This is a genomic window from Xanthomonas sp. NCPPB 1754 (assembly GCF_041475725.2).
Classification (GTDB): Bacteria; Pseudomonadota; Gammaproteobacteria; order Xanthomonadales; family Xanthomonadaceae; genus Xanthomonas; species Xanthomonas euvesicatoria.
On sequence record NZ_CM192982.1, the window covers coordinates 1,547,819 to 1,574,517 of the forward strand.

The following is a 26,699-nucleotide window of genomic DNA, read 5'->3' on the forward strand; positions in this document are numbered from 1 at the left end:
GCGGCCATGCCCCGGCCCGGCTGCATGTCCGGCTGAGTCCGATGCGCACGCTACAATGGCCGCATGCACGACAGCGCTGCTTCCCGCCCAGACCCACGCCCGATCGCCCCGCAGCCGCCTGCGCCCAACGAATGCTGTGAGAGCGGCTGCCCGCTGTGCGTGCACGATCTGTATGCCGAGGAGCTGACGCGTTACCGCCAGGCCCTGGCAGCGTGGGAAGCGCGCCAGCCGGCGGTCAGCCGCCCCGAGGCGCAATGAGCCAGGTCCTGCGCTTCGCGCTGCAGTCCGGAACGATTATCTTTGAACCACTTTTCCCGATGGTGCGACATGCGACGACTTGAAATGTGGAGCGCGCTCTGCGGCGCGGCGATGTTGACGCTGTCGGGCATGGCCGCCGCGCAGGCGCCGGAACCGGTCAGCCACGGCCGTTTCGAGCAGGTGCCGGTGCTGATGCCCAAGGGCGAGCCGCAACGGGTGGTGATCTGGCTGGCCGGTGCGGGCGATGCCGCCAAGCGCCAGGCCCAGGCAGAAAGCCTGCGCGCCGACGGTGCGATGGTGGCGGTGGTGGACACCGCGCACCTGTACGCAGTGCTGCGCAAGGCTGGCGGCACCTGCACGTTCTCGGTCGGCGACGTGGAAAATTTCTCGCGTTACGTGCAGGCCTTCTATCACATCCCCACCTATCGTCTGCCGCTGCTGGTGGGCGATGGCGAGGGCGCCGCGTTGGCCTACGCGATCGCGGCTCAGGCCAAGCCGCACGTCCTGGCCGGCGTGCTCACCGACGGGCTCTGCCCGGCCACCGTGTCCAACCAGGCAATCTGCCAGCCGGGTGTACGCCCCGGGACCAACACGCTGTTGCCGGTGCCGTTGCAGATTCCCTGGGTGCTTGCCGCCAGCCAGGACAAACGCTGCCCGGCGGCTGCCGAAGAGGGTTTCCTCAAGCAGGTGCCGCAGGCGCGAACCTTCCGGCGCTCTGCCAAAGGCGACATCCTGCCCGGCCTGCGCGCCGCGGTGCGTTCGCTGGGCGAGCAGAAGGGCGTGGCGTTGCCGCCGCCGCCGGGCGGTCTGGCGGATCTGCCGGTGGTGGAACTGCCGGCCAAGCCCGATGGCGACAGCGACGACGACACCTTCGTGATCTTCGTGTCCGGCGATGGCGGTTGGGCAGGCCTGGACGAAGAGGTGGCCGATGCACTCGCCGCGCAAGGCATTCCGGTGGTCGGCCTGGATTCGCTGCGTTACTTCTGGACCGAACGCACCCCGCAAGGCTTTGCCGACGACCTGGATCGCATTGCCCGCATCTATGCGCAGCGCTGGGATCGCCAGCGCGTGGTACTGATCGGCTTTTCGCAGGGCTCCGACGTGCTGCCGGCGGCCATCAATAAACTGCCCGCTGCGACCAAGCAGAACCTGCGTATGACGGCGCTGCTGTCGGTCGGCAAGCTGGCCGACTACGAGTTCCACGTCAGCAACTGGCTGGGCTCGGACGACGAGGGCCTGCCGATCGCGCCGGAGATCCAGCGTCTGCCGGCCGGCACGACGGTGTGCATCTACGGCCAGGACGACGACGATGCGCTTTGCCCGAACCTGCCCGCAAACGTGGCCAAGCGGGTCGCACTGCCAGGCGATCACCATTTCAAGGGCGATTACACGACCCTGGCCAAGACGATCATGGACCAGTTGCACACGCTGTCGAAGCCGTAAGGCCGGACAGTGTTTGATCTGAGTGCGCCGACCGTGTCCTGGTCGGCGGCACGGTGCCGGGTCCGGAATCGCGACACGCTGTGAATCCATCCTTGGAAGCTCGATGGCGGCATCCATGCCGCCCCACATGCGCTGGCCCGCGGAGGTGGCACCGCGCTTTCACGGTCTGCGACCGCTGCTCCGCACACCAGGATTGCCGGAAACGGCGTGCTCCTGCGTTGTCAATCCGCTCCGGTGGGCGCCAGCAAAGGCGGCCGGACCTGCATGTTCGGCGCCAGCGTCGCGCGCGGGCTTACTCCTGCCGCCCAGGATCGGCCGAGATCAGGCGGGTGACATCCAGCAAGGCGGCCGGCAGATGCATGCCGCCGGGGGCGACCAGGTAGCGTGGACGCCAGGTCGGGGCGAACTTCGACTTGAAGCGGCGTAGACCGCTGAATCCGTAGAAACGCTCGCCGTGCCGCGCGACCAGGCTGGCGAAGCGGTTCCAGCGCCCGGCCAGGCGATGTTCGGCCAGGCCCGACAACGGCGCCATGCCCAGCGAGAACCGCGTGTAGCCGTTGGCCTGGCCCCACAGGAACAACTCGATGAACAGGAAGTCCATGGTGCCCTTCGGTGCCTGCGCGCTGTGCCGCATCAGGTCCACCGACAGTTCGCCGCCGGCCGGTGCCCACCACACGTTGGCAAATGCCACGATCTGGCCTTCGACCTCGGCCACCGCCACCGGGAAGCGACGCAGGTAATCCGGATCGAAGCTGCCCAGCGAGAAGCCTTTCTCTTCGCCGGATTTTTCTTCCAGCCATTGTTCCGACACCTCGGCCAGGCGCGGCAATACCTCCTCCACCTGTTCGGGCGGCAGCATGCGGAAGCTCAGGCCGCCGCGCTTGCCGCGGTTCCAGGCCTGGCGCAGGTCGGCACGGTCGCGGCCTTCCAGGGTGAAACCCTCCAGCGGCACGATCGCCTCTTCGCCCAGCTTGACCAGGGTCAGGCCCATGTCGAGATAGGTCTGCCAGTACCGTTCGCCGACCTGGTAGAACACCGGGCGCAGGCCCATGTGGTCGGCCTCTTCGCGGAAGCGCCAGATCAGCGCGCACGCCACCTCCGGCGGGCCGACCGGGTCGCCCATGGAAATCAACGAACCGCCATAGCGCTGCATCATCACAAAGCCACGGCGCTGCTCATCCAACAAAAACGCCTTGTCGCCGGTCAGCGCCAGGCAGGCCTGGGTATCGGTACTGGTGGCCAGGATCGGTGCCAGCGTTTGCAGCGTCTGCGCATCGGCCGCCGGCATCGGCCTGCGTCCACCACGCAGCAGGCGCGCCATGCCGAACACGATCACGCCCACGCACAGGATCAGCGCGGCGCGCAATGCACGCGGCGCATTGGCCGAGGTGGCGAACTGCCACCACAGATCGTTGCTGTATTCGACATGGCTGTAGACGAAGAACAGCAGCCAGAACGTGGCCACCAGCACCAGGCCCAGGTTGCTCAGCCAGCGCCACGACCAGGCTTCGTCCAGCAGCGCGCCCTGGCGATAGAACTCGCGTCGCGCCGCCCACAGCGCAACCGCTGCCAGCGCCGCCGACAACGACACCGAGATATGGCTGCCGCGCAGCAGCGCCAACGGCGGCAGCAGCAAGCACACGCCCAGCGCCAGCACCCAGGCCGCATGGCTGCGGCGCTGCAGGCCCTGGCCGATCAGCAGCAGCATCATGCCGCCCAGGCTGACCAGCAGGTGCGAGGTTTCGATCAGCGGCAGCGGCGCCACTTCCTGGCGCGCGCGCGGTGTCGGCAGGGTGCCGTCGATCACCAGCGCGGCACCCACTGCAAACACCGCCAACGCCAGAATCTGCGGCAGCCACGGGCGCAGGGTCTTCCACACGGTGCGCGCGGTGCTGGCGCCGACGCGTACCGGCGCGCGCAGCCCGGAGGCGGCCGCCATGGCCACCGAGATCAGCAGTGGCACGATGTAGTACGTGACGCGGTAGGCCAGCGCCGCGGCCAGGACCGCGGCGGGAGTCACGTGCGGCAGCAGTTTGAGCAGGCTCCACTCGAACACGCCCAGGCCGGCCGGCACGGTGGAGATCAGCCCGGCCACCACGGCCACCAGCCAGATGCCGATGAAGCCGAAGTAGCCGGTACCGGGGTCCGGCGGCAGCAGCACGTAGAACGCGGCCGCGGCCAGGCCCAGTTCCACCACGCTCAGTGCGGTGACGCCCAGCACCGTGGTGCGGTCCGGTAACCAGAACCGGTGGGTGCGGATGCCGAACTCGCGGCCCTGTTTGCCGACCAGCGCCAGCATGGCGCTGTAGCCGACCAGCAGGGCGATGCCGGCAATGCGGATGGCCTGCGCAGTGATCGGCAACGCGCGCGCGGCCGCTTCCGGTTCCAGCAGCAATGCCAGACCCAGCAGCACCCAGGCCCCGAAGATGAAGCCCAGGGTGCTCATCAGCACCACCTGGCCAATCTCGGCCAGGGTCAGGCCCACGCTGCCGTAGCCGCGCAGTCGCACGGCGCCGCCGGTGAGTGCGGCAAAGCCCAATGTCTGCCCGACCGCATGCGCCATGAAGGCGGTGATGCCCACCCGTGCCGGATGCAGCTGCTTGCCGGTGCGCTTGAGCCCCACCCAGTCGAAGCCCACCAGGCACGCGTAGCTGCTCAGGCCGAGCAGCAGCGTCAGTGCGATCTGCCCCGCGCCCAGCGCACGGAACGCATGCCGGATCTGGCGGTAGCCGTGGTCGGTGAACTGCGACGACAGCGCATGCAGGGCCATCGCCAGGATCGCCAGGCTGATGATGACCGGCAAGGCGCGACGCCAACCGCTGGCGGACGTTTCGGAAGACGCGGGGGTATCCGTCATGAGGGCAACGGGATCTGCTGAAAGGGAAGGAGGGTGCATGCACGAGGTGTGCCGCGCGCGCGTTTGCAATGCATGGGCCGGTCGGGTTGAGGGTGCATGCAGCGTGGTTGCGAAGGTGCCGACATCCAGTGAACGCGTGGTTCGATCGTACCGACACAGTGTCCGTGCGGGCCGGCCGCGCGCATCATAGGGCAAAGCCGCACACGCGTGCCGAACGAACACGACAGGACAGCCATGACAGTTGGAAGGCAGACAGGCTGCTGATGCGCACTCCACCCGATTCCCCAACGTTTGCGCCGCACGCGCGGGCCATGCCGCCGCGCTGGAGCGGCCACGCCGGCCGCATCGCCGCCGCCGCTGGCATGGTCTTCATCGGGCTGGTGCTGGTGTTGCAATGGCTGCGCCGCGATCTCTGGTGGGTGGATGCGCAACTGAGCGCCTATCTGCACGGTCCGTATGGCCTGTTGCTGCGCACCGCCTACTGCCTGCTGGCCGCCAGCATGGCGTGGCTGGCGCTGGGGCTGTATGCGGCGTTGGCGCCGGCCGCGCGCAGCCGCACCGTGCTGGGCTTGTTCTGGATGGCGGCAGTGGGGCTGTGCATGGTCTCGATCGGAGACAGCTGGATGCCCGAGCTGGCGCCGGAGGCGGCCGCGATGGTGCATGTGTTGTCGGCGGATACGACGTTTCTGTGCGTGATTGCCGCGGTATTGCTGCAGGCGTGGTACTTCCGGGCCGATGTGCGGTGGCGTGCACACTTTCCTTCGGCCTTCCTGCTGGGCTGGGCAGCGTTTGCGGTGTTGCTGTTCCATGTCACCGTGACCAGCGCACCCCTGGGCATCAGCCAGAAGATCGCCATCGTGCTGATCGTGGCCTGGATGGTGCGCGCGGGCACCGTGTTGGCGCGCTGCGAGCGCGACGGGGCTGCACGTCTGCCGCATTCGCGGGACAATGCAGGGGTCAATCAACCCTAGGAAGCCTGAAATGCTGCAGCGATTCGATGCGGGTCCGCGTATGTCCGAAATGACCGTCCATGCCGGCGTGTGTTACCTGGCCGGCCAGATTGCCGAGGACACCAGCCAGGACATCACCGGGCAGACCCGCCAGGTGCTGGGCGAGATCGACAAGCTGCTGGCGCTGGCGGCCAGCGACAAGACCAAGATCCTGCGTGCGGAGATCTTCCTCGCCGACATCGCCGATTTCGATGGCATGAACAAGGCCTGGGACGAGTGGGTGCCGCACGGCTTCACGCCTGCCCGCGCCACCGTTGAAGCCAAGTTGGCGCGGCCGGAGTGGAAAGTGGAAATCGTGGTGACCGCTGCGGCGGGCTGATCGCGCCACTGGGTGCGGCGCTTGAAGCGGTGCGCGCGATGGCACGCAGCGCTTCAGCGCAACCAGGTGACTGCTGCGCGGTTGTCGCAGTGCGCGCAAGCACGCGCGGTGCATGGTGGCCGGCAGTCATGTTCGCAACGGCTGCCGGCGGTGCAATCAACGTTTGACGAAGCGGTAATGCGCCACGCCCCACTCGCGGCCGTGGTCGTAGCCGAACAATTCCGCGCAGGCCAGCCAGAACATCCGCCAGCGCTGCCACCAACGCTGCGCGTCGTCGCCGTAGGTCTGCTTCAACAGCGGCATGATCTGGTCGCGGTGGCGGTCCTGGTTTTCCAGCCAGGCGTTGGCGGTCTTCTCGTAATGCTCGCCCGACAGCAGCCAACGTTGTTCGATCACCACATCCTGCTGGAAGTGCAGCAGGGTATCGGCCGCCGGCATCAGCCCGCCGGTGAAAAAATGCCGGCCCATCCAGTTGTCTTCGCCGGCCACTTCGAACGGGTAGGCCAGGTCGCGGTGGCAAAAAATGTGCACGAACAGCTTGCCGCCCGGTGCCAGCCAGCTGGCGACGCGTGCGAGCAGGTCGCGGTAGTTGCGCATGTGCTCGAACATTTCCACTGACACCACGCGATCGAAGTCGCCCGGTGGCAGGGTCAGCGCGTTGACGTCGGCAGTGATCACCTGCACGTTGCTCAGGCCGCGCACGCGGCACTGCTCCAGGATATGTGCGCGCTGCGGGCGCGAGTTGGACACCGCCGTGATGCTGGCGTTCGGATAGCGCTCGGCCATCCATAGGGTCAACGAGCCCCAGCCGCAGCCCAGTTCCAGGATGCGTTGACCATCGGCCAGTTCGGCGCGCTCGCCGTACAGCGCCAGCATGCGTTCTTCGGCGGCATCCAGATTGGGCGTGGTGGCATCCCAGTAGCAGCTGCTGTACTTGAGCCGGCGGCCCAGGCACAGGGTGAAGAACTGCGGCGGCAATTCGTAATGCTGGCGATTGGCCGCATCGGTTTCGATCGCGATCGCACTGGCCCGCAGGCTGTCGATGAAGGCGCGCTGCCGCTCGCCGTTGGCATCGGCATCGTTGCCTCGCTCATCGCGCAGGCGCTGCGCGCACAGTCGACGGATGCCGTGGCGCAAGACGGCATCGGGCAGCACACCGGATTCGGCGAGCCGCGTGGAGAAGGCTTCTTCGGGCTGCGCGGAGGGCGGGACGATAACGGTAGACATGCAACTCTCCAGGCAAATCAGGACGAAGGGGGAAGCGGAAAGAACGCGCTGGTGCTGCGCTGGTACCGGGCATAGTCCTCGCCACGCGAGCGCAGCGCCTGCTGCTCGGTGTAAGGAATGCCGGTGAAGCGATACAGAAACACGAACATCACCACCGGCCCGAGCGCGCACAGCGCCACCGGCCACGGGCCGGCACCGACGGCCAGCGCCAGATACGCGAACCAGTGCACGAACTCGAAAAAGTAATTGGGGTGGCGCGAATAACGCCACAGCCCGGCGCGACAGGTCTTGCCGCGATTGGCCGGGTTGGCCTTGTGCGCCGACAACTGCCGGTCCGCCAACGCCTCGCCACCGACCGCGATCAACCACACGACGATCGCGATGGCTGTCCATGCGCTCCATTCCGCGTTTGGGTTGCTCGCCGCGGCCAGGAACGGCACCGCGAACAGCACCACCACCCCGGCCTGTGCCAGGAAAAAACCGAGGAACTTGCTCTGGCTGCCGTTCCAATGTTCGCGCAACGCGCGGTACCGGCCGTCTTCATGCGGGTCGCCGAAGACGCGCACGCCCAGGTGCAGCGCCAGACGCGCGCCCCACACGCCCCCGAGCACCGCCACCAGCATGCGCGGCAGCAGTGCGCCCTCGGACATCCACGCACAGTACGGCGCAGCCACCGCCAGGCAGCCCGCCCACAACACATCGACCGGGCCGGCGTTGCCGCTGCGACGCTGCCACAGCCAGCCGATCACCATCACCACGCTTGCGAACACGCCCACATGCAGCAGCGGCCAGGCATTCATTGCAGTTCTCCAGTGGGGTCATCGGGTAATGGTCGCGCCAGCCGGCGTGCATATAGCGACAACACGCCGCAGGCCACGCCCCAGCCGATGCCCACGGCAAGCACGGCATGCAGGTAAGGCGATTGAAATTCCACCGCGTGCCAGCTGCGTTGCGCCAGCCAGTACGAAAACGGCCCGAAGATCGCGCCCAGCAGCACCGCCAGCCACGGCCGCTGCATTGCCGTGGCCAGCGAATGGTTGAGGGTGAGCGCAAAGCCCAGCCACAACGCCAGGATCCACGGCGGCGCCAGCAGGCTGCCCGGCCACGGCGCGGCGTAGCGCACCCAATTGCCCGCTGCCAGCGTGGTGTCCAGCAGCAATCCCAGCGACAAGGCCGCCACCATCAACTGCACGTCGCCGGGCGCGCGTCGCGAAGGCCACAGCTGGTAAAGCGCGAAGACCGCCAGCGCCAGCAGCGTCGGCCAGATGCGCGCATGCGCAGCGGAACCGACCGCGACCAGCCACAGCACCTGCAGGCCGAGGTAGTTGCCGAGCTGCTTCATGCGCCGGCAGTGAGGCCAGGCACGAACTGCGGCGGGCGTGCAGCGGGTTTGCTCAGCCACAAATGCACATCGCCGATCGAGCGTTCCAGAAAGCCAGCCTCGCAATAGGCCAGATAGAACTCCCACATGCGGATGAAGCGCTCGTCGTAGCCCAGCGCACGCACCTGCGGCAACTGCGCCATGAAGCGCTGGCGCCACGCGCGCAAGGTCAGCGCATAGCTCGGGCCGATGTCTTCCAGATTGAACAGGCGCAGATCGCTGGCGCGCGCGATCGCGCCGGTCATCGCCGCAACCGAAGGAATGAAGCTGCCCGGGAAGATGTGCCGTTTGATGAAGTCCACCGAGTGCAGCGCCTGCTTGTAGCGGTGGTCTTCGATGGTGATGGCCTGGATCAGCGCTTCGCCATCGTCGGCCAGCAGGCTGCCGACCTTGGCGAAGTAGGTGTCCAGATACTGGTGGCCGATGGCTTCGATCATCTCGATCGAGACCACGCGGTCGAAGCGGCCTTCCAGGTCGCGGTAGTCGTGCAACAGCACCGTCACCCGATCGCTCAGGCCTGCCGCGGCGATGCGTTGGTTGGCCAGTTCGAACTGCTCGCGCGAAATGGTGGTGGTGGTGACGCGGCAGCCGTGTTCGCGTGCGGCGTGCAGCGCAAAGCCGCCCCAGCCGGTGCCGATCTCCAGCACATGATGGTGCGGCGCCAGGCGCAGTTTCTGACAGATGCGTTCGAGCTTGCGGGTCGCCGCGCGCTCCAGTGCCGCCTCCCCCTGCGCCTCTTCGCCGTCGACAAAGATCGCCGACGAGTACATCAGGTTTTCATCCAGGAACAGCTTGAACAGCGGGTTGCCCAGGTCGTAGTGCGCGGCGATATTGCGCCGGCTGCCGCTGCGGGTATTGCGCGCAAACGCATGCAGGCTGCGCATGGCCCAGCCGCCCAGACGTGCGGTGCCGGTCTCCATCGCGTCCAGCCGCTCGCGGTTGCGCAGCAGCAGCCGCATCAACGCCACCAGGTCGTCGCACTGCCACTGCCCGTCCATATACGACTCGCCTGCACCGACACTGCCGTTGAGCGCCGCCTGGCGATAAAAGCCGGGGTCGATCACGCGCAGCTGCATCTGCAAGGCCTGCGCGCCCGTGGCCGTGCCAAGCGTGGTGACGGTGCCGGCTTCATGCAGCTGCAGCTGCCCGTCACGCAATTGCCCAAGCGTGGCCAGCAGGCGCTTGCGCAGCAGGCGGTCCGTCCAGGAGGCCGCGCGCGGCGCAGCATGATCGGGCAGGGACGTGGCGTTCATCGGGGTTCTCGCACAGGCGGGTGAGGGTGGTCGTGGACGGGGTTGCCGCGCAGCCACAGGCGCAAGGCCTGCCAGTGGATGGCAATCACCACCCACACCGTCATCAACGGATAAGCCAGCAACGTGCGCGCCAGGTTGCGCGCGGTGAGCGGTTGACGTTGCAGTACCAGGGTGGCGTCGAAGCGGCGCGTGCCGCTGTTGTCGAGGGCACCGCCAGCATCGTCGCCAACGGCGTCCAGCACATCCATGTGCACGCGCAACTGCGCATCCGGCACGCTGAAGCGCCAGTCGTAGCGGTGTTGCATGCCCATGAACGGCGAAACGTGGAAGCGCTTGTCGAAGCGCCACGCATGCACGTCGCGATGCGTGCGCGCCTGCGCGACCGGCAGCACGTAGGTGTGGCGCTGCTGCCAGGGGGTGTTGGTGATTTCGGCCACGATCCAGCGCAGGCCGTCGTGGCGATCGAAGCAATAGTAGAAGCTGACCGGGTTGAACACGTGGCCGAAGTAACGCAGATGCGTCAGCAGCCGGATCGCGCCCTCGGGGCGCTCGCCGGTGTGCGTCTGCACGCAGTCGCGCACGGCCTGGTCCAGCGGAATGCGCGCATCGCCCAGATAGTCGCTGCGCCGGAACTGCGCCAGGTTGGCGCGCCCCACCGACCACAACCAGCGTCGTGCGAACACCTGATCCAGCTCGGACAGATCCAGGTACATCAGGAACAGGCGATGGCGAAAGTGCAGCGCCTTGGGCATGAAGCGCCGGTGCCGCACCCAGCCGGTGTAGATCGCGCTGCGCAACGGCGCCTCCACGCGACCGGCGCCGCTGCCCTCGGCAGGGGGCAACGGCACCGCGTCGTGGTGGGCGTCGCGCAGCAACTGCATCACCAATGCACTCCCAGGCCATGCGCGACGTCCACGCCGCTGCGCAGGCCGTCTTCGTGGAAACCGAAGCCCCATGCGGCCCCGGCGAACCAGGTGTGTTGCACACCCTGGATCTCGGCCTTGCGCGCTTGTGCTGCCACTGCTGCGGCGTTCTGCACCGGGTGGCGATAGCGCATGCGCCGCAGCACCTTGCCCGGGTCGATCTCGTGATTGCGATTGAGGCTGACGATGAATGGCTGCGGTGACGCGATCGACTGCAGTGCGTTCATCCAGTAGCTCACCGTGCAGGCGGCATCCGGGTCGGCCGGCACGTGCGCGTTCCATGCTGCCCAGGCGCGCCGGTCGCGCGGCAGCACGCTGGCATCGGTGTGCAGCACGGTGTCGTTGTCCTGGTAGGTGATGCCACCGAGGATGTGGCGTTCGGCCGGCGTGGCGTCGCTGAGCAAACCCAGCGCATCGTCGGCATGGCAGGCCAGCACCACGTGGTCGAAATGTTCCTCGCAACGCGAGGCCTTCAGCACCACGCCATTGGGCGTGCGGCGGATTGCCTGGACCGGCGTGGACAGGCGCTCGATCACCTGCCAGCGCCGCCGCAGCGCACGCACATAGCTGTTGGACCCGCCCCGCACCACCTGCCACTGCGGGCGCCCGCTCAGTTGCAGCATGTGGTGATTGGCCATGAAGCCGATCAACTGGCCCATGGGAAATTCGAGAATGGTCTGCGAAGGCGAGGACCACAGCGCGGACGCCATCGGCACCAGGTGCTGGTCGCGGAATGCATCCGAATAGCCGTGCCGCTGCAGATACGCGCCCAACGTGCTGAAACGCTCGTCGCTGTGCAGCACCGCCGGTGCCTGGCGATAGAAGCGGCGCAGGTCGGCCAGCATGCCCCAGAAGCGCGGGCTGAGCAGGTTGCGGCGCTGGCAGAACAACCCGTTCAAGGTGCCGGCGTTGTATTCGAGCCCGCTGCGCGCGTCGTGGACCGAAAAGCTCATCGTGGTCGGCTGCGCGGCCACGTCCAGCTCGGCGAACATGCGCGTGAGCAGCGGGTAATGCTGCGGGTTGAACACGATGAAGCCGCTGTCCACCGCGTAACGCTGCCCCTCCAGCTCGATGTCGTGCGTGTGCGTATGCCCGCCCAGATAATCGGCTGCCTCGAATAGGGTCACCTCGTAGCGCCGCGACAACAGCCACGCCGCGCCGAGGCCGGCGATTCCGCTGCCGACCACGGCAATCCTGCCCTCGTTCATCGTTTCACCCGTTCGGCGCGCTGGGTGAGCAGCTTCGGCATCGGCTTGAGGTCCCACACCAGCCCCACCCACGACATCGCGGTGAGTCCGTACCAGGTCGCGTCGTATTCCCACCATCGCAATCCCTGACGCGCCGAGCCGGGAAAGAAATGGTGATTGTTGTGCCAGCCTTCGCCGAAGGTGAGCAACGCCAGCAGCCAGTTGTTACGGCTGTCGTCGCGGGTGTCGAAGCGCCGGCTGCCGAAACGATGCGCCAGCGAGTTGATGGTGAAGGTGGCATGGAACAACGCCACGGTGGAGATCACAAAGCCCCACACCAGCAACTGCGCACCGCTGGTCTTCAGCGCGGGCGCAGCCACTGCCAGCCAGTCGCCGAGCAGGTACAGCCCCAGCGCCAGCAGCACCGGCATCACGATGTCGAAGCGGTCCAGAAAGCGCAGTTCGGCGAAACGGCGTAGGTCGGGGATCACTTCCCAGTCGGTGCGGAAATTGCGCGGGGTCAGGAACCAGCCGGTATGGCTCCACCAGAAGCCGTGCTGCGCCGGCGAATGCGGATCGCGGCCGGTGTCGGTATGCCGATGGTGGTTGCGATGATGCGCCGCCCACCACAACGGCCCGCGCTGCACGCAGGTGGCCCCGATGGCGGCAAAGACGAATTGCAGTACGCGCGACGTCTTGAACGCGCGGTGCGAGAAGTAGCGGTGATAAAAGCCGGTGAGTGCGAACATGCGCAGCGCGTACAGCGCCACTGCCATGCCCACCGCGAACCAGGATGCACCGACCCAGAACACCGCCAGGCAGGTCAGGTGCAGGGCGATGAAGGGCACGGCACGTAGCCAGTCGATGCGATCGGCACGCGCTTCGTCCAGGGGCTCGTCGGCTTGCGAATCCACCCAGCGACGCAGACTGCCGACGCGTGCGGCCAGGCCGCCACGCGGTGGTGCGGTGGCGGGCTGGGGCGCTGCGGCGTGAGGGTCCAGGCCAGTGCTCGGCACGCGTGATTCTCCATAGGTAGTCGTGACCCAGTACGGACGCTGCCGGCAAACAGATGCACCAGCCCGCTTGATCGTCGCACGCATGGGTGGGGTTCGCTTGGCGTCGCGAATGAATCGCGCAGCTGCGCACACATTGCCCGCGCCAGGGACGTCCGGCGCGGATGAGGCTGTTTTGGAGAGCCCCGCCTGCGAGTGCACGCAAGCGAGGTTAGGCGCGCTGGATCAGGGAGCCATCGCCAGCGTGCTGATGCCGCCCTTGGCCACCACGGTGCCGGTGGCAACGCCACCGGGCGCGCCACCCGGCGGCTCCAGCGTGACGGCCAGAATGGCCTCGTTGCTCAACATGGGCATCAACTGATCGGGAATCTGCGCACGGCGTGCACGTTGATCGTCGAAGGTGCCCATCGAATGCGCCTTGCCGTCGGGGGTGATCAGCCACAGCTCCGGCACCTTGTCGGCGGTGGCGGTGCGGTCCAGCGGCGTCACCGTGATGGTGTGCTTGTCGGCGTCCATCAAGGCCACATAACCCGGGCGACCGTCTTCGGTGGCCAGGGTCGAGGTCATGGCGATCCCGGTCGCGACAGGCGGATTGGTCGCAGGCGGGGTGACCGGGGTCTGCACCACTTCGCCGGTTGACGGCGGCTGCACCGGTGCCGGCGGCGTGCGCACGTTGAGCAGGGCGAGCACGCAGACCGCGGCAGTGGCCAGGCCGCCGACGCTGGCCCAGCGCCAGAACCGCACGTTGTTCCACAACGGGGCCGCGGGCGCGGTCGTGCTGACCGGCGCTGCAGACGGCACCGCGCGCAAGGGCGTATCGAAGCCCAGCGCCTGGCGTACGCGTACCCACACCTGATCCGGTGGCGTCTGCGCCACGATTTCCTCCAGCAGCGGCGCCAGCAGTTCCTGCCACTGCAGCACTGCCTGGGCGAACTGGCCGTCGGTGGCAATGCGTTGTTCGGCCGCCAGGCGTTCTTCTGCGCTCAACAGGCCAAGCACGTATTCGCCAGCCAGCACGTCGCGTGGCGGTTCCTGGTCGATGGGAAAGGGCGTACTCATCGTTCCAGACATGCCTTGAGTTTGGCCAGACCCCGACGGATCCAGCTCTTGACCGTGCCGATCGGCGTATCGGTGCGCGCGGCGAGTTCTTCGTAGGTGATGCCTTCGAAGAACGCCGTGCGAATCAACTCGCTGCGTGGCGGTTCCAGTTCGGCCAGGCAGTGATCGATGCGCCGGCGCGTGCTGGCGCGCTCGGTGCGATCCAGCGGCGAGGCATCGCTGGATCGCAGTTCGCCGGCATCGTCCAGCGCCACGTTGCGGCGCTGCGGCGCGTTGGCGCGCAGATGGTCGATGGCCTTGTTGCGCGCGATCATCGCCAGCCACGTGAGCCCGCGTGCGCGGTTCGGGTCGAACTGCCCGGCCTTGTGCCAGATCAGCGTGAACACGTCCTGCAGCACCTCTTCGGCTTCGGCACGTTGCGGGATCATCCGCAGGCACACGCCGAACAGCTTGGCGGAGGTCTGCCGATACAGCGCTTCGAAAGCATGCCGGTCGCCGCCCGCGGTGGCGGTCAGCAGGCGTCCGGTCTCATCGTCGTCGTGGCCAGGAATGGCACTCATGCGGTCGGGCGTTGGGTGAGGTGGGGGCGATGCTACCGGACTGGGCCGAGCGTGTCTTTCACTTGCGCTGGAACCACAGCAGCACCGCGGCGAGCAACAACAGGATCTCCACCCCGGCAAGCGCAACAGTGGGTGCGGAGACCGGCCACAAGCGCGAGAGCGAGACGCTGCGGAACAGCACGATGGGAACATAGAACGCCAGGGCGACCACCAGGCCGGTGCGGGCTTGGTCGATCCAGGCGAAGTAGCCGAACAGGAACGCCATGCCCAGCTGCAGCCCGCCGTAGATGACCAGATACTCCGATTGCCCGGCCGGCGAGAGCTGGGTATAGCCCACTGCCGTTGCGGTCTTGGCCGGAGAGAGCGTGCACCACACCGCCAGGACGACGTAGAGCACTGCATTGATCCAGAGATAGGCTTTTGCCACGGCGGTGCTCCTGTAGGGGGAATGGGTGCCCGGGCCGTTGTACGCAAGCGCGCGTGGTCGGACGTGAAGATGGCGCGGGCGTGTTTCATGGGGCGCTGCACGAGGTGGCCAGCGGTTGCTCGCGCGCGTCGCGCAATTCCTCGGCACTGGCCGCCCGCGCGGGGGTGTCCGGAAAGACGATGCGCACGCGCGGATAGCGGCCGTTCGCATCGCGCAGATTGCCGACCCCGCGGAACTCGAGCAGCCGCTTGTCGGCGAGCGAATAACGCACCTCCAGCGATGGCACTGCCGCGCCGTACCAGGCATCCAGGCTGATGCGGAAGCGCCGCTGGCCGGCAGCATCGCCCAGGCGTTCGACCCGGAAGCCCAACTGCCGCTGCAGGCTGGGCAGCACGAAGTCCACCTGTTGCGGCGCACGCGCAATGGCGTCCCACTGCTCGCGCAGGTAGGCGTCGAACCCGGCATCGATCACCCGCGCGCCGCCGCCAGACGGCAGCGTGGTGCGGCGTTCGGGTTTGCCCGGGGCGAGCTGGTACATTTCGCGGACGCCGTCGCGTTGGCGTACGCCTTCGCGATATCCGTCGCGTCCATCGATCAGGCTGAAATCAGGCGAGCTGCCGCCGCCGTCGACCTGCTTGCGCGCAAACGCCCGCCCGTCCGGGCAGCGGTACAGCACCAGCCGCCCGCCATCGTCGAGCAACCAGTGCGACTCGCGATACCGCAACGCGCCGTTGTCGCCATCGAAGGCATCGCCGTCCACCCGCGTCACCGCGCCTGCGCCGAGCGGCAGGCTGCCGAGTACCAGCAGCAACAACGGCCGAATCGGCCGGCAACGGACGGTGAGCGCGGCGAGGGTGGCGGCAAGTGGACGCATCGGCAGATCCTCGATGGGGTGCCTACCAATACGGGCGCGGCCGCAGCACGGATGCGCTGGCTGCGTCAGGACGTTCCTGACGGCGCGGTGGTGGGCGCTGGCGTGGCTGACTTGGGAGTGGTTAGCGACGGTGCTGCAGCGGCACGGCCTCGTGTGGCAACCGGTGGTCTTGCCGCCATGGGAGCGAGAGTGACGGCAAGCGTGGTGGCATATGCCACGGCGCGCGCGTGGTGCAACGTTTCCAACGGTGGGCGCATGCGCGCGCAGCGCGATCAGGTCGCGCAGTCCGCGGTGGCTCGCGGCCACCGGTCCGCAGCGTGGCGCATCGACATGTCGGTGGCACACGCTTGCATGCGCATGCGACTGGCGCGCAGCCAAACGCGGTTGTAACCCGGAGATTCGGATCAATGCCAACCCGCTTGCGGCGGTGTCGATGTTCTTGGTGCCGGCCTTCCAACCTGCATGCGCAGGCCACTGATCGATCGGGGCATCGCCTGCCTGTCGCGCAGTTCGAAATCTGCCTTTCGCAGCTGGTGGTCATGCTGGACTGCGCGCCAATCCATGAGCATGCAGGCATCGACTGGACGCGGTATCGCGCTGACCGCCGCCTCAGCCGGTCGGATGCAACTCGATGCAATCCACCGGGCACGCCGGCAGACACAGTTCGCAACCGGTACACAACGGTGCGATCACCGTGTGCATATGCTTGGCGCCGCCGACGATGGCATCCACCGGGCAGGCCTGGATGCACTTGGTGCAGCCGATGCAGTCGGCTTCCACGATCCAGGCCACCTGCGGCAGTTTGTGTGCGCCGCGACTGCGATCGTAGGGACGTGCAGGCACGCCCAGCACCTGCGCCAAGGCGCGTGCCCCGGCATCGCCGCCGGGCGGGCAGTGATCGATCGTCGCCTGGCCATCTGCCATCGCCTGCGCGTACGGACGACAGCCGTCATACCCGCATTGCCCGCATTGGGTCTGCGGCAGCAGGCGGTCGAGGCGTTCGACCAGATCGGGTGCAGGGGCGGACGTCGCGGCCATTTCAGTGCAGCAGATGCCCGCGATACCAGCGTTGTTGCGCAAGCGCGAGCATCGGTTTGTCTTCGCGGCTGTCGCCATAGGCGTGCACGCAGTCGTACCGATGCAAGTCGTATTGACTGCAAATCCGCGCGACCTTGTGCGGCCCGCAATCGCCGTCGGCATAGCGCCCGCTCAGTACACCTGCAGCGTGTTCCAGCCGATTGCAGATCAGCGACAACCCATGCTGGGTACACCACGGTTGCAGATACAGATCCAGCGATGCCGACACCAGCACCACTTCATGTCCCTGCGCCTGATGCCAGTCGATGCGTTGCATCATCTCGCCGCGCAGCATGCCTGGCAGCGCGGTGCGCGCGTACTCGGCGCCATGCGCGTCCATCTCATCGAGCGAGCGGCCGCTGAAAACCAGCCGCGTCACCCGCGCGCGCAGTGCGGCGGCAGACACCACGCCCATCCGGAACCCCAGTACCCATGGCCCCGCCTGCCATCTGGCCGCGGCAACCTGCGCCGGCGTTGCCACCTTGCGCAGGAAACGGCCATAGCTGTCGCAGGTGGTGATGGTGTGGTCGAAGTCGAACAGGGCCAGGTGCATTGGGGCGTGGATGGTGGATTGGAGTTGGTTGAAGCTGTGCCGGATGTCCCTTCTCCCACCGGGACATTGTCCACCTTCATGGGGGAGAAGGCGCCCCGCAGGGGCGGATGAGGGTACGAGCGAAGCCACGTGCAGTGACAACCACACCAGAGCTTCGCCCCGTACCCTCACCCCAACCCCTCTCCCGCAGGAGAGGGGCTTGAGAGCGCGCTGTTCGCGCATCCCTCATCAGTTCATGTTTCCAATATGTTTTGCCAGCCTCTCAAGCTCACATCGGTGTGTGGATGTCGGGTGCGGCGATTCTCAAGCTCGCAATCAGCAAACCTTGCAGACTCCGCTTTTACGATTCCCGATTCCCGATTCCCATCACCTGACCGGCATGCCCGGCTGTGCGCCGCTGTCGGCATCCAGCAGCGCCAGCGCGCCGCCGTCGAAGCCGGCCGACAAGATCATGCCTTCGCTGATGCCAAAACGCATCTTGCGCGGGGCCAGGTTGGCAATGAACACCACGCTGCGGCCGACCAGTGCGTCCGGCTCGCCGTAGCTGGCGCGAATGCCGGAGAAGATCTGCCGCTTGCCCAGTTCACCGGCGTCCAGTTCGAAACGCAGCAACTTGTCCGAGCCTTCCACGAATTCGCACACCAGCACCTTGCCGATGCGCAGGTCGAGCTTGGCAAAGTCATCCATGCCGATGAAGCCGGGATTGGTGCTTTGGGATTCGGGATTGGCAACGGCGGCAGGCTTTGCGTCGGCCCTGCTCGGTGCGGGCTTGGTGGTTGCAGCCGGTGCCGCAGGTGCGGCCATCGTGTCTTTGGAAGCGTCGGTCATGGCGTCGATCAGTTTGGGGTCGATACGGGTAAACAGGGCGGTGTAGGGCTGGATCGTGTGCGCTGTCAGCGGGCGGACCACGTCTTCCCAACTGGTCATCGGCGCCGACAGGAAGGCTTCGGCTTCGGCGCAGGTGCGCGGCAGGATCGGCTTGAGCGCGGCCACCAGGATGCGGAACAGGTTCAGGCCCTGCGTGCAGACCGACTGCAGCTGCGCATCGGCGCCGTCCTGCTTGGCGATCACCCACGGCTTGGTGTCGTCGATGTACTTGTTGGCCTCGTCGGCCAGCGCCATGGTCTGGCGGATCGCGCTGGCCGCGTCGTTGCGCTCGTAGGCCTCGCGGATCGGCGCCAGCGCGACGACGAAGCGGTCGTACTGGGCGGCATCGGGTAGCGCATCAGCCAGCTTGCCGTCGAAGCGCTTGCCGATGAAGCCCGCGCAGCGGCTGGCCAGGTTGACGAACTTGCCGACCAGGTCCGCATTCACCCGCGCGATGAAATCGCCCAGGTTGAGGTCAAGGTCGTCCACGCCGCCGGAAGACTTGGCCGCGAAGTAGTAACGCAGCGCTTCCGGTTCAAGGCCCACATCCAGGAAGGTCCGCGCCATGACGAAGGTGCCGCGCGACTTGGACATCTTGGCGCCGTCCACCGTCAGGTAGCCATTGACGTGCAGGCGGGTCGGCGCGCGGTGGCCAGTGCCGTGCAGCACCGCCGGCCAGAACAGGCCGTGGAAATTGACGATGTCCTTGCCGATGAAGTGATGCAACTCGGTCTGGGTGCCGGCCACCAGATGCGAGGCGAAGTCCTCGCCCATCTGCGCGCACAGCGTCTTGAAGCTGCACAGGTAGCCGATCGGCGCATCCAGCCACACGTAGAAATACTTGCCCGGCTGGCCGGGAATCTGGAAGCCGAAATACGGCGCATCGCGCGAAATGTCCCAGGCGCGCAGGCCGCCCTCGGCATCCAGCCATTCCTTGAGCTTGGCCTTGACCCCGGGCAGCGCCACATCGCCGGCAAGCCACTCGCGCAGGAAGCCGTCGAAGTGGCCCACTTCGAAGAAGAAGTGTTCCGAATCGCGCAGTTCCGGGGTGGCACCTGAAATCACCGACTTCGGTTCCTTCAGCTCGGTGGGCGCATAGGTGGCGCCGCACACTTCGCAGTTGTCGCCGTACTGGTCGGGGCTGCCGCAGTTGGGGCAGATGCCATTGATGTAGCGGTCCGGCAGGAACATGCCCTTGGCCGTATCGTAGAACTGCGCCACCGAGCGGCGGCTGATGTGGCCGGCGGCCTCCAGCTTGGCGTAGAAGGCTTCGGTGAGCTCGCGATTGACCGGCGAATTGGTCGAATCGTAATGGTCGAAGGTCACGCCGAACGCGGCGAAATCGCGCTCGTGGCTGGCCTGGATGTTGGCGATGAAGGTTTCCGGGGTCACCCCGGCCTTCTCTGCAGCCAGCATGATCGGCGTGCCATGGGTGTCGTCGGCACAGACGAACCAGGTCTTGTCGCCGCGCAACCGGCGCGCGCGCACCCAGATATCGGCCTGGATGTAGCCGACCAGATGGCCAAGATGCAGCGGGCCGTTGGCGTAGGGCAGGGCAGTAGTGACGAGTGCGGTGCGGGTCATGGCGGGCGTAATGCGGGGGACGCGCGATTATCGCATTAGTCGTGAGCCGGGATTGGGGATTGGGGATTCGTCAAAGCAGGATCAAGCCGCCTGCCTGTCGAGCCGCGCGGCGTTAGCCATCTCTGCAGCAGCGGCAGCCGTTGATCCTGCTTGCAGGCAAGCCCCAAAATGCGCCTGTGCACAAAAAAGGGCGCCCCGAAGGACGCCCGCTCTTGCAAATCCCGAATCACCAATCTCGAATCCCGATTACTCACGCACCCACGTCTGGGTACGGCCCAGCGCTTCGATGCCGACGTAGCCGCGCATCTGCAGCTTCTTGCCGCCGTCGGTGAGGGTGATCTTGGACTTGTAGGTCTTGCCCTTGGCCGGGTCGAGTACCGAACCACCGCTCCACACTGCGGTGCCGTCGGGCTTGAGGCCCCACAGGATGGTCATGCCCTTGATCGGCTTGCCCTTGAGTGCGCCGTCGCACTTGTCGCAGACCGGGTTGGGCCCCTTGGACGACTGCAGGATCTCGACCACCTTGCCGCTCAGCGTGCCATTGGCGGCCTGCTCGATCTGCACCACCGACTTGGGCTTGCCGGTTTCATCGTCGATGGTCGTCCAGCGGCCCACCGGCGAATCGGCCGCATGGGCCATCAGCGAAGCGGCCGCCAGCGGCAGCGCGAGCAACAGGGTCTTGAAGGTCTTGCGCATGGTTCCCCTCCCAGGGTTTGCTAGGGCCGCCGTCGGCGGCCTGATCGCGAATGTATACCGTGGGGTATGGTGCGGGAAAGTCAGGGCGTTCAGTTTGAAACGGGGCAACGCGATGCCGCCACCGTCTGCTCGGCCATGAGGCGTGTTCGTCCCTGCTGGGTGACGATGCGGAACATCTCCACCTCGCACTCCTGCCCTTGCAACAGGAGGGTGGCGACATAATCCTGGCCGGCCTCAGGGACAAAGCTGCGGCTTACGGTACATAGCGGTGCGTTCACTACGCAGCGGTTGTCCATGCAGCCACCTGCCGACAGCGACAGGGTGAGCGGCTCGCCTGCCTTGACCTGCGTTTCAGTCACGTAGCGTCCTCCGCTGACGGCAACGGCAGGTATCCCTATCTTCTGCCCTGCGCCCGTGCCGAATGGACCGGGCCGCGAGCTTGGCGCAATTCCGGCGCCACGGATCGCTCCGCCGACGCATGTGCGGTTTGGATAAAGCACGGGTGCGGGTCGTTCGGTGACCAAGCGGATACGCGCACGCGGCCCATCGCGTGGCTCATCGAAGGTCGACAAGGAAATCGACGCGCTGCGCGTCATCCCACAACCGGCCAGAAGCGCGACCAGTGCCGTGATCAGGATGCGTCTAGTCGGCATGGCACTCGCCTGAAATCGGAACAACTTCCAAATCTGCCGGGGCAAGGCCGGTCTTTTCGTCGATGACGGTAAGCAGGCAGCGTTGATCATCATAGAGCTGGCTAGCGACATAGTGCTCGCCAGGCGCGGGCTTGAATGTCACCAGGTTGGTGCAATTGTTTGTGGTCAGGCTCCGACGACGCGAGTCGAGCGTTTGCACCATTCGTGCACGTAAAAACAGCTGTCTGTCGGGGACAACCGAATACGCCTCGCGAGACTGATTGTTGCTTAACTTCCCGAGCACGCCGTTGACGGGCGGCGTCAGTGCGCCCAGAAATCCGCCATGGCCACCCTTTGCGCAGCTGGCATCGTCGAAAACATCGAAGTATTGGACCGGCTCGATGGGTATCGGGTTGGGCCTGGTGGGCTTGGCCAGCGACAGGGTGGCGAACGGCTCGCCAGGTTTTGGCGCGACATAGCGCTTGGGGAAAAGAAAACCGCAGCCGGCAAGTACGATCGCCACGGCTACAACGATGCGCAAGATGAAATGAAACATGCGTCAGGTCCGGCATGGCGTACGTTGTCTGTGCCGCATCCATGCCTGCGACGCCACCGCGGCGACATGACGCCAGCCTCTTGATAACGGCCGCTCGTCCCTGCGCTTGAGTCACGCGGTCGATACCTTTGCGAGGCGAAGGTCGGCGTATGACTCAACGGGTACGCGTGCCTCGCTGCACTACGGTTCCGTCAGGCATACGCTAGCCGACCTCGTACAACTCCAGCGGCAGCTCGTCCGGATCTGCAAAAAAGGTAAAGCGGCGGCCGGTGTATTCGTCGATGCGGATGTCTTCGGTGGCCACGCCGGATGCATTGAGGTGCGCAACCGCGCTGTCCAGATCTGCGACGCGAAACGCAAGGTGGCGCAGCCCTTGGGCTTCAGGGCGGCTGGGGCGTGCCGGGGCAGCGGGGAACGAGAACAACTCGATCTGTCCGCCATCGGGCAGCGCCAGATCCAGCTTCCACGAATCGCGCGCCTGTCGGTAATGCTCGTCGAGCACGCGCAGGCCCAGGATCTGGCAATAGAACCGTTTGGAACGCGCGTAGTCGCCGGCGATGATCGCCACATGGTGGATGCCGGCGAGCATCATGCCGCGCTCCGGCGCATTGACGTTGACCGGCCGGGCAGTGCCGGCGCGCTCGACGGCGCCTCGCATGCAGATGGCAGGCGCCCGTCCGCGATGCAGGACGCAGCACCGCTATCGCACGCAGCGTGCTGTGGCCTTGGCGGATTTGTGGGCAGGCAGTGCACGGATGCTTGCGCAGATGGAAGGTAATGGTGCGGCATGTCAGAGGACCAGCAGAAACCAATCGGCAGCATAACCGCCCGCTCGTTAGCCGCAGGCCCTGGTTCACGGCGCGCGCACGGCTGTGCCCGTTTGCGCACGGTCGCAGGATGGCCGAATCGAAATCCGGCGGGAGCGATGCAATGCGCGTAACGCGGCGCCCGTGCGTGCACATCAAGGACGACAGCACGGCTGATTTGCCAACGGCCCCTGCACGGACCTGCAGTGCCGCATGCGCGATTCCTGGCCGCAGATGCGGAAGGGCAGCGCGGCGCTGTCCGCCCACATCCTCCGCGTGGCAGGCCGATGTCAGGGGTTTGCCGATGGGTTGCACTGTCGCCGCCGCCGATGCTGGACACCGATGTCGTACCGGTGTGCGTTTGCATGACGCCGCCGCGGCATCGTCCTTCCATGCCAACCGAGCCTGCCCATGTCCATTCTTGCGTTCCAGCCGCAGCATCTCAAATCCATCCCCCAGGGCGTGCATGTGATCCGGCACCCGGCCGGCACGCTGCCCGATCGCGACGCCATCTTCGCGGCCTTGCCGCGCACCGAGCAGGGCACGCCGCAGTTGCATTACGACACGCTGTGGATCGGCGGCGGCCACGGCGATGTCGACAACCAAGGAGCACCGACCAAGTTAAACGACTGCACAGGTGTCGAAAAGGTCACGAGCTTCATCGAGGATCTGGTCACCATCGGCATCCGCACGCCGGCGCTGGTCGTCGATAGCTGCTTTTCGCTGGCCTGGCTGCCGCAATTTGCTCCCCTGCTCACCGAGGACGGCATGTTTGCCGGCTGGTCGTGCATCTGCAGCGTCAATCGCCTCGAACTGCTGACATCGCACCGGTTGCCGGCGCTGGTGGAGCAGATCGAGATCAATATGGGCACGGCGACGTCCAGCCAGGTGGTCTACATCGCACGTGATCGGTTGCTGATCCGCTATGCGCAGTTGACCGAGAGCGTGGAGGTTAAGGCCGCCGATCTCACCGATGCCCAGGTAACCCTCGCCCGCGTCGGCAAGGCGACCTGGCAGGGCAGGCCGCTGATCGCCACCGACCAGCGCATCGAGGACCGCACGCGGTTCATCGAACGCCTGCACCAACTCTGACCGGCCCGGCACCGTCGCCCATCCGGTCATCCACCCAACACCAGAGGACTTTCTCCATGACCACCTACACCAACAACGGCACCGGCACGTTCGGCAGTGCCAGCAACGCGATCCGCAAGCATGTGCTCGACGACTACCTGGCGGCGAAGATCGCCAACCATCTCGGCATCCGCCGCAGCGATGTCAACGACGGTACCGTGATCCAAATCCCCGCCAACTACGCCAACAGCGAAGGCGTGATTTCGGGCATGGAACTGGTCAAAGGCCTGCGCGTGGACCTGCAGCGCGCGCAGGCCCACGACGGTAATACCTACGCAACCTGGCAGGTGCAGTGGGGCACCGGCAGCAACGGCAAAACCGGCGGTGCCTATGCCGGCGTGTTGATGCGAGTGGCGACCGACTTCACATTCGCCGAGTTTCGCAAAGCGATGAGCGAGAGCTTCGGCTACATACCGGGCGCCTATTGCCGGCTCGATCCCTGACCGGCACGGCGAACGAACCGATCGGCAGCATCACCGCCCGCCAGTCAGAGGCGGGCCCTCGCCCACGGCTGGCTTGCGCACGGCTGTGCCCGTCTGGCTGCGCGTGGCAGGATAAAGCTTCCCCCCGATCAGATGCACCCATGCCCGAATCGTCGTCTGCCACCGCGCCGCAGTTCCAGCGCAGCATGCAGGTGCGCCATCTGGTGATGCTGTCGCTGGGCAGCGTGATCGGCACCGGCCTGTTTTTCAACACCGGGTACATCATTGCCAGCACCGGCGCGCTTGGCACGGTACTGGCGTATCTGATCGGCGCACTGGTGGTGTACCTGGTGATGCAATGCCTGGGCGAGCTGGCGGTGGCGATGCCGCAAACCGGTGCGTTTCACGTGTATGCCGCGCGTTACCTCGGCCCGGCGACCGGCTACGTGGTGGCGTGGTTGTACTGGTTGACCTGGACGGTGGCATTGGGCTCGAGCCTGACTGCCGCAGCGTTCTGCATGCAGTACTGGTTTCCGCACAGTCCGGCGTGGCCCTGGTGCCTGCTGTTCTGCGCGCTGATCTTCGGCCTGAATACAGTCTCGGCGCGCTGGTTTGCCGAAGGCGAGTTCTGGTTTTCGTTGATCAAGGTGGTCACCATCCTGGTATTCATCGTGCTTGGCGGCGCGGCGGTGATCGGTCTGTTGCCGTTGGCCGATGGTTCGCCCGCACCGGGGCTGCGCCATCTGCGCGCCGAGGGCTGGTTTGCGCATGGCGCGCTGCCGATCTTGATGACGATGGTGGCGGTGAATTTCGCATTTTCCGGCACCGAGTTGATCGGTGTGGCGGCCGGCGAAACCGCCCAGCCTGCACGCGCGATTCCGCTGGCAATCCGCACCACGCTGGTGCGGCTGGTGGTGCTGTTCGTCGGCACGGTGCTGGTGCTTGCGGCGCTGCTTCCCGCCAAACAAGCGGCGGTGGAAACCAGCCCGTTCGTGCGCGCCTTCGAGCTGTTGGGCATTCCATATGCAGCCGACATCTTGAATGCGGTGATCCTCACCGCGATCCTGTCGGCGGCCAATTCCGGTCTGTATGCGGCCGCGCGCATGCTGTGGTCGTTGGCCAACGAAGGCACGTTGCCGAGCGGCCTGGCGCGCCTGACCGGCCGCGGCATTCCACTGCGTGCCGTGTCGCTGAGCATGCTGGGCGGCTTGCTGGCGCTGCTCACCGGCGTGTATGCGCCAGAGACGGTGTTCGTTGCGATCTCGGCGGTCTCGGGATTCGCGGTCGTGGTGGTGTGGCTGAGCATCTGCGCGGCGCATTACCGTTTCCGTCGCCAACTGCTGCGCGATGGCGCTGCGCTGGAAACGTTGGCGTATCGCGCGCCGTGGTACCCATGGACCCCAATTCTGGGCTTTTCGCTGTGTCTGCTCGCCTGCATCGGCCTGGCATTTGATCCGCAGCAGCGCATTGCGCTGTGGTGCGGTGTTCCGTTCGTCGCGCTGTGCTATGGCGCCTACGCACTGACTCAATGGCTTGCGGCCCGGAGACTGCACGCATGACGATTCTTCCACGCCAGCCGCGCGCCAACGCACCTTTCAGCCAGGCCTTGCAGCACGATGGCTATGTGGTGCTGGATGGCGCGCTGGCCACCGAGCTGGAACAGCGCGGCTGCGATCTCAACGATGCGCTGTGGTCGGCGCGCGTGCTGATGGAGCAGCCGGAGCTGATCTATCAGGTGCATCGCGACTACTTCGCTGCCGGTGCGCAATGCGCGATCACCGCCAGTTATCAGGCCACGCCGCTGGGATTTGCCGCACGCGGACTGGATGCTGCGCAAGCGCAGGCGTTGATCGCTCGCAGCGTGGCGCTGGCGGCGCAGGCGCGTGCCGATCATCTGACCCTGCACCCGTATGCGGCGCCGCTGTGGGTGGCCGGCTCGGTGGGGCCGTATGGCGCGTATCTGGCCGATGGCTCGGAATATCGTGGCGACTACGTGCTGCCGATCGAGCAGTTGATGGATTTCCATCGCCCGCGCATCGCCGCGCTGGCCGAGGCGGGCGTGGATCTGCTGGCTTGCGAGACGCTGCCATCGGCCAGCGAAATCGTGGCCCTGCGGCAGTTGCTGCAACACGAATTTCCGCAGCTCCATGCCTGGTTTTCCTTCACCTTGCGCGATGCGGCGCATCTGAGCGACGGCACGCCGCTGGCGCAGGTGGTGCCGGCGCTGGATGCCTGCGCGCAGGTGATTGCGGTGGGCATCAACTGCATTGCACTGGATCAGGCGAGCGCTGCATTGCACAGCCTTGCGGCGTTGACTGCGCTGCCGCTGGTGGTATATCCGAACTCGGGCGAGCACTACGACGCCAGCGACAAGCGCTGGCACGCCGGTCACGGGGCTGCGCTCACGTTGGCCGACCAGCATGCGCACTGGTTGGCGGCTGGCGCGCGCTTGATCGGTGGCTGCTGCCGCACCGCACCGCGCGATATCGCCGCGCTGGCGGCGGCGCGTGCGCTGGGCTGACCCGACCTGCGAACGCGCGCGCATCGAAGGCCTACCCGCAGTAACGGGTCAGCAGCGTCCAAC

General features: G+C 66.3%; 27 protein-coding genes. 8 read left to right on the plus strand and 19 right to left on the minus strand.

The annotated features are described in order from the left end of the window. Positions 1-63 precede the first annotated feature (63 nt). Together ACCQ15_RS06855 and ACCQ15_RS06860 are read left to right on the plus strand one after the other, a co-directional pair. On the plus strand, positions 64-258 hold the full coding sequence (locus ACCQ15_RS06855) for an oxidoreductase-like domain-containing protein (protein ID WP_008578230.1): 195 nt from the start codon (positions 64-66) through the stop codon (positions 256-258). Between the two features lie 69 nt (positions 259-327). After that, positions 328-1,701 (plus strand): virulence factor, encoded by a 1,374-nt coding sequence (locus tag ACCQ15_RS06860; RefSeq protein WP_372381360.1) that lies wholly within the window; start codon positions 328-330, stop codon positions 1,699-1,701. 292 nt (positions 1,702-1,993) lie between these two features. Here ACCQ15_RS06860 and mprF read toward each other — a convergent pair whose 3' ends face one another. Further along, on the minus strand, positions 1,994-4,558 hold the full coding sequence (mprF, locus tag ACCQ15_RS06865; RefSeq protein WP_031421814.1) for a bifunctional lysylphosphatidylglycerol flippase/synthetase MprF: 2,565 nt from the start codon (positions 4,556-4,558) through the stop codon (positions 1,994-1,996). Between the two features lie 92 nt (positions 4,559-4,650). Here mprF and ACCQ15_RS06870 point away from each other — a divergent pair, with 92 nt between their 5' ends. Next, positions 4,651-5,529, plus strand: coding sequence for a DUF998 domain-containing protein (locus ACCQ15_RS06870; RefSeq protein ID WP_318658815.1), 879 nt, complete (start codon positions 4,651-4,653; stop codon positions 5,527-5,529). A 10-nt stretch (positions 5,530-5,539) separates the two neighbouring features. Then, positions 5,540-5,887: a RidA family protein gene (locus tag ACCQ15_RS06875; RefSeq protein WP_008578235.1), complete on the plus strand. Its 348-nt coding sequence runs from the start codon at positions 5,540-5,542 to the stop codon at positions 5,885-5,887. A 156-nt stretch (positions 5,888-6,043) separates the two neighbouring features. Here the strand turns inward: ACCQ15_RS06875 and ACCQ15_RS06880 are convergent, their stop codons facing one another. The 18 genes from ACCQ15_RS06880 to gloA2 all read right to left on the minus strand — a co-directional run bounded on the left by ACCQ15_RS06880 (position 6,044) and on the right by gloA2 (position 22,348). Next, positions 6,044-7,114 (minus strand): SAM-dependent methyltransferase, encoded by a 1,071-nt coding sequence (locus tag ACCQ15_RS06880; RefSeq protein WP_372165619.1) that lies wholly within the window; start codon positions 7,112-7,114, stop codon positions 6,044-6,046. Positions 7,115-7,131: 17 nt separating this feature from the next. Then, the gene (locus ACCQ15_RS06885) at positions 7,132-7,914 is read right to left on the minus strand and encodes a DUF1295 domain-containing protein (protein ID WP_372381361.1); all 783 of its coding nucleotides are present in this window, start codon (positions 7,912-7,914) and stop codon (positions 7,132-7,134) included. Then, positions 7,911-8,456 (minus strand): DUF2878 domain-containing protein, encoded by a 546-nt coding sequence (locus tag ACCQ15_RS06890; RefSeq protein WP_008578238.1) that lies wholly within the window; start codon positions 8,454-8,456, stop codon positions 7,911-7,913. Before ACCQ15_RS06890 ends, ACCQ15_RS06885 begins: the two co-directional genes overlap by 4 nt. Further along, positions 8,453-9,748: an SAM-dependent methyltransferase gene (locus ACCQ15_RS06895; protein ID WP_008578239.1), complete on the minus strand. Its 1,296-nt coding sequence runs from the start codon at positions 9,746-9,748 to the stop codon at positions 8,453-8,455. The genes ACCQ15_RS06890 and ACCQ15_RS06895 overlap by 4 nt, the downstream gene beginning before the upstream one ends. Beyond that, entirely contained in the window at positions 9,745-10,629 is an 885-nt protein-coding gene (locus ACCQ15_RS06900) for a DUF1365 domain-containing protein (protein ID WP_008578240.1), read from the minus strand. The genes ACCQ15_RS06895 and ACCQ15_RS06900 overlap by 4 nt, the downstream gene beginning before the upstream one ends. After that, the gene (locus ACCQ15_RS06905) at positions 10,629-11,879 is read right to left on the minus strand and encodes an NAD(P)/FAD-dependent oxidoreductase (RefSeq protein ID WP_057680919.1); all 1,251 of its coding nucleotides are present in this window, start codon (positions 11,877-11,879) and stop codon (positions 10,629-10,631) included. The genes ACCQ15_RS06900 and ACCQ15_RS06905 overlap by 1 nt, the downstream gene beginning before the upstream one ends. Continuing rightward, entirely contained in the window at positions 11,876-12,874 is a 999-nt protein-coding gene (locus tag ACCQ15_RS06910; protein WP_372381362.1) for an acyl-CoA desaturase, read from the minus strand. Before ACCQ15_RS06910 ends, ACCQ15_RS06905 begins: the two co-directional genes overlap by 4 nt. Before the next feature lie 222 nt (positions 12,875-13,096). Further along, a complete protein-coding gene (locus ACCQ15_RS06915) occupies positions 13,097-13,930 on the minus strand; it encodes an anti-sigma factor (RefSeq protein WP_372381363.1) in 834 nt (277 codons plus the stop codon). Further along, positions 13,927-14,490, minus strand: coding sequence for a sigma-70 family RNA polymerase sigma factor (locus tag ACCQ15_RS06920; RefSeq protein ID WP_008578244.1), 564 nt, complete (start codon positions 14,488-14,490; stop codon positions 13,927-13,929). Before ACCQ15_RS06920 ends, ACCQ15_RS06915 begins: the two co-directional genes overlap by 4 nt. 58 nt (positions 14,491-14,548) lie before the next feature. Further along, positions 14,549-14,917, minus strand: coding sequence for a hypothetical protein (locus tag ACCQ15_RS06925; protein ID WP_008578245.1), 369 nt, complete (start codon positions 14,915-14,917; stop codon positions 14,549-14,551). A gap of 85 nt (positions 14,918-15,002) precedes the next feature. Beyond that, positions 15,003-15,791 (minus strand): hypothetical protein, encoded by a 789-nt coding sequence (locus ACCQ15_RS06930; protein ID WP_033479578.1) that lies wholly within the window; start codon positions 15,789-15,791, stop codon positions 15,003-15,005. A 609-nt stretch (positions 15,792-16,400) separates the two neighbouring features. After that, positions 16,401-16,829, minus strand: a complete 429-nt coding sequence (gene rnfB, locus ACCQ15_RS06935; protein WP_008578248.1) for an Rnf electron transport complex subunit RnfB — start codon at positions 16,827-16,829, stop codon at positions 16,401-16,403. A gap of 1 nt (position 16,830) precedes the next feature. Next, positions 16,831-17,421, minus strand: coding sequence for an HAD family hydrolase (locus ACCQ15_RS06940; protein ID WP_008578249.1), 591 nt, complete (start codon positions 17,419-17,421; stop codon positions 16,831-16,833). A 366-nt stretch (positions 17,422-17,787) separates the two neighbouring features. After that, the gene (metG, locus tag ACCQ15_RS06945) at positions 17,788-19,872 is read right to left on the minus strand and encodes a methionine--tRNA ligase (RefSeq protein WP_372381364.1); all 2,085 of its coding nucleotides are present in this window, start codon (positions 19,870-19,872) and stop codon (positions 17,788-17,790) included. Positions 19,873-20,118: 246 nt separating this feature from the next. Beyond that, entirely contained in the window at positions 20,119-20,568 is a 450-nt protein-coding gene (locus ACCQ15_RS06950) for a DUF2147 domain-containing protein (protein ID WP_003485424.1), read from the minus strand. Between the two features lie 89 nt (positions 20,569-20,657). Further along, positions 20,658-21,221: a hypothetical protein gene (locus tag ACCQ15_RS06955; RefSeq protein ID WP_029819011.1), complete on the minus strand. Its 564-nt coding sequence runs from the start codon at positions 21,219-21,221 to the stop codon at positions 20,658-20,660. Continuing rightward, complete coding sequence (locus ACCQ15_RS06960) at positions 21,211-21,756, minus strand: hypothetical protein (protein ID WP_071117421.1); 546 nt, start codon at positions 21,754-21,756, stop codon at positions 21,211-21,213. Before ACCQ15_RS06960 ends, ACCQ15_RS06955 begins: the two co-directional genes overlap by 11 nt. 202 nt (positions 21,757-21,958) lie before the next feature. Continuing rightward, positions 21,959-22,348: an SMU1112c/YaeR family gloxylase I-like metalloprotein gene (gloA2, locus tag ACCQ15_RS06965; protein ID WP_008578253.1), complete on the minus strand. Its 390-nt coding sequence runs from the start codon at positions 22,346-22,348 to the stop codon at positions 21,959-21,961. Positions 22,349-22,973: 625 nt separating this feature from the next. Between gloA2 and ACCQ15_RS06970 the strand changes: the two genes are divergently transcribed. From ACCQ15_RS06970 to mmuM, 4 genes are all read left to right on the plus strand, one after another. Continuing rightward, positions 22,974-23,654 (plus strand): hypothetical protein, encoded by a 681-nt coding sequence (locus ACCQ15_RS06970; RefSeq protein ID WP_071117422.1) that lies wholly within the window; start codon positions 22,974-22,976, stop codon positions 23,652-23,654. 56 nt (positions 23,655-23,710) lie between these two features. After that, positions 23,711-24,136, plus strand: coding sequence for a hypothetical protein (locus ACCQ15_RS06975; RefSeq protein ID WP_372381365.1), 426 nt, complete (start codon positions 23,711-23,713; stop codon positions 24,134-24,136). A gap of 140 nt (positions 24,137-24,276) precedes the next feature. After that, positions 24,277-25,674, plus strand: coding sequence for an S-methylmethionine permease (gene mmuP, locus ACCQ15_RS06980; RefSeq protein ID WP_372381366.1), 1,398 nt, complete (start codon positions 24,277-24,279; stop codon positions 25,672-25,674). Further along, the gene (mmuM, locus tag ACCQ15_RS06985) at positions 25,671-26,636 is read left to right on the plus strand and encodes a homocysteine S-methyltransferase (protein WP_008578257.1); all 966 of its coding nucleotides are present in this window, start codon (positions 25,671-25,673) and stop codon (positions 26,634-26,636) included. Before mmuP ends, mmuM begins: the two co-directional genes overlap by 4 nt. Positions 26,637-26,699 lie beyond the last annotated feature (63 nt).

Coding starts and splice junctions, on each gene's coding strand:
- ACCQ15_RS06855 (WP_008578230.1), top strand. CDS start 64: ATGCACGACAGCGCTGCTTCCCGCCCAGACCCACGCCCGATCGCCCCG.
- ACCQ15_RS06860 (WP_372381360.1), top strand. CDS start 328: ATGCGACGACTTGAAATGTGGAGCGCGCTCTGCGGCGCGGCGATGTTG.
- mprF (WP_031421814.1), bottom strand. CDS start 4,558: ATGACGGATACCCCCGCGTCTTCCGAAACGTCCGCCAGCGGTTGGCGT.
- ACCQ15_RS06875 (WP_008578235.1), top strand. CDS start 5,540: ATGCTGCAGCGATTCGATGCGGGTCCGCGTATGTCCGAAATGACCGTC.
- ACCQ15_RS06880 (WP_372165619.1), bottom strand. CDS start 7,114: ATGTCTACCGTTATCGTCCCGCCCTCCGCGCAGCCCGAAGAAGCCTTC.
- ACCQ15_RS06885 (WP_372381361.1), bottom strand. CDS start 7,914: ATGAATGCCTGGCCGCTGCTGCATGTGGGCGTGTTCGCAAGCGTGGTG.
- ACCQ15_RS06890 (WP_008578238.1), bottom strand. CDS start 8,456: ATGAAGCAGCTCGGCAACTACCTCGGCCTGCAGGTGCTGTGGCTGGTC.
- ACCQ15_RS06895 (WP_008578239.1), bottom strand. CDS start 9,748: ATGAACGCCACGTCCCTGCCCGATCATGCTGCGCCGCGCGCGGCCTCC.
- ACCQ15_RS06900 (WP_008578240.1), bottom strand. CDS start 10,629: ATGCAGTTGCTGCGCGACGCCCACCACGACGCGGTGCCGTTGCCCCCT.
- ACCQ15_RS06905 (WP_057680919.1), bottom strand. CDS start 11,879: ATGAACGAGGGCAGGATTGCCGTGGTCGGCAGCGGAATCGCCGGCCTC.
- ACCQ15_RS06915 (WP_372381363.1), bottom strand. CDS start 13,930: ATGAGTACGCCCTTTCCCATCGACCAGGAACCGCCACGCGACGTGCTG.
- ACCQ15_RS06920 (WP_008578244.1), bottom strand. CDS start 14,490: ATGAGTGCCATTCCTGGCCACGACGACGATGAGACCGGACGCCTGCTG.
- ACCQ15_RS06930 (WP_033479578.1), bottom strand. CDS start 15,791: ATGCGTCCACTTGCCGCCACCCTCGCCGCGCTCACCGTCCGTTGCCGG.
- rnfB (WP_008578248.1), bottom strand. CDS start 16,829: ATGGCCGCGACGTCCGCCCCTGCACCCGATCTGGTCGAACGCCTCGAC.
- ACCQ15_RS06940 (WP_008578249.1), bottom strand. CDS start 17,421: ATGCACCTGGCCCTGTTCGACTTCGACCACACCATCACCACCTGCGAC.
- metG (WP_372381364.1), bottom strand. CDS start 19,872: ATGACCCGCACCGCACTCGTCACTACTGCCCTGCCCTACGCCAACGGC.
- ACCQ15_RS06950 (WP_003485424.1), bottom strand. CDS start 20,568: ATGCGCAAGACCTTCAAGACCCTGTTGCTCGCGCTGCCGCTGGCGGCC.
- ACCQ15_RS06955 (WP_029819011.1), bottom strand. CDS start 21,221: ATGCCGACTAGACGCATCCTGATCACGGCACTGGTCGCGCTTCTGGCC.
- ACCQ15_RS06960 (WP_071117421.1), bottom strand. CDS start 21,756: ATGTTTCATTTCATCTTGCGCATCGTTGTAGCCGTGGCGATCGTACTT.
- gloA2 (WP_008578253.1), bottom strand. CDS start 22,348: ATGATGCTCGCCGGCATCCACCATGTGGCGATCATCGCCGGCGACTAC.
- ACCQ15_RS06970 (WP_071117422.1), top strand. CDS start 22,974: ATGTCCATTCTTGCGTTCCAGCCGCAGCATCTCAAATCCATCCCCCAG.
- ACCQ15_RS06975 (WP_372381365.1), top strand. CDS start 23,711: ATGACCACCTACACCAACAACGGCACCGGCACGTTCGGCAGTGCCAGC.
- mmuP (WP_372381366.1), top strand. CDS start 24,277: ATGCCCGAATCGTCGTCTGCCACCGCGCCGCAGTTCCAGCGCAGCATG.
- mmuM (WP_008578257.1), top strand. CDS start 25,671: ATGACGATTCTTCCACGCCAGCCGCGCGCCAACGCACCTTTCAGCCAG.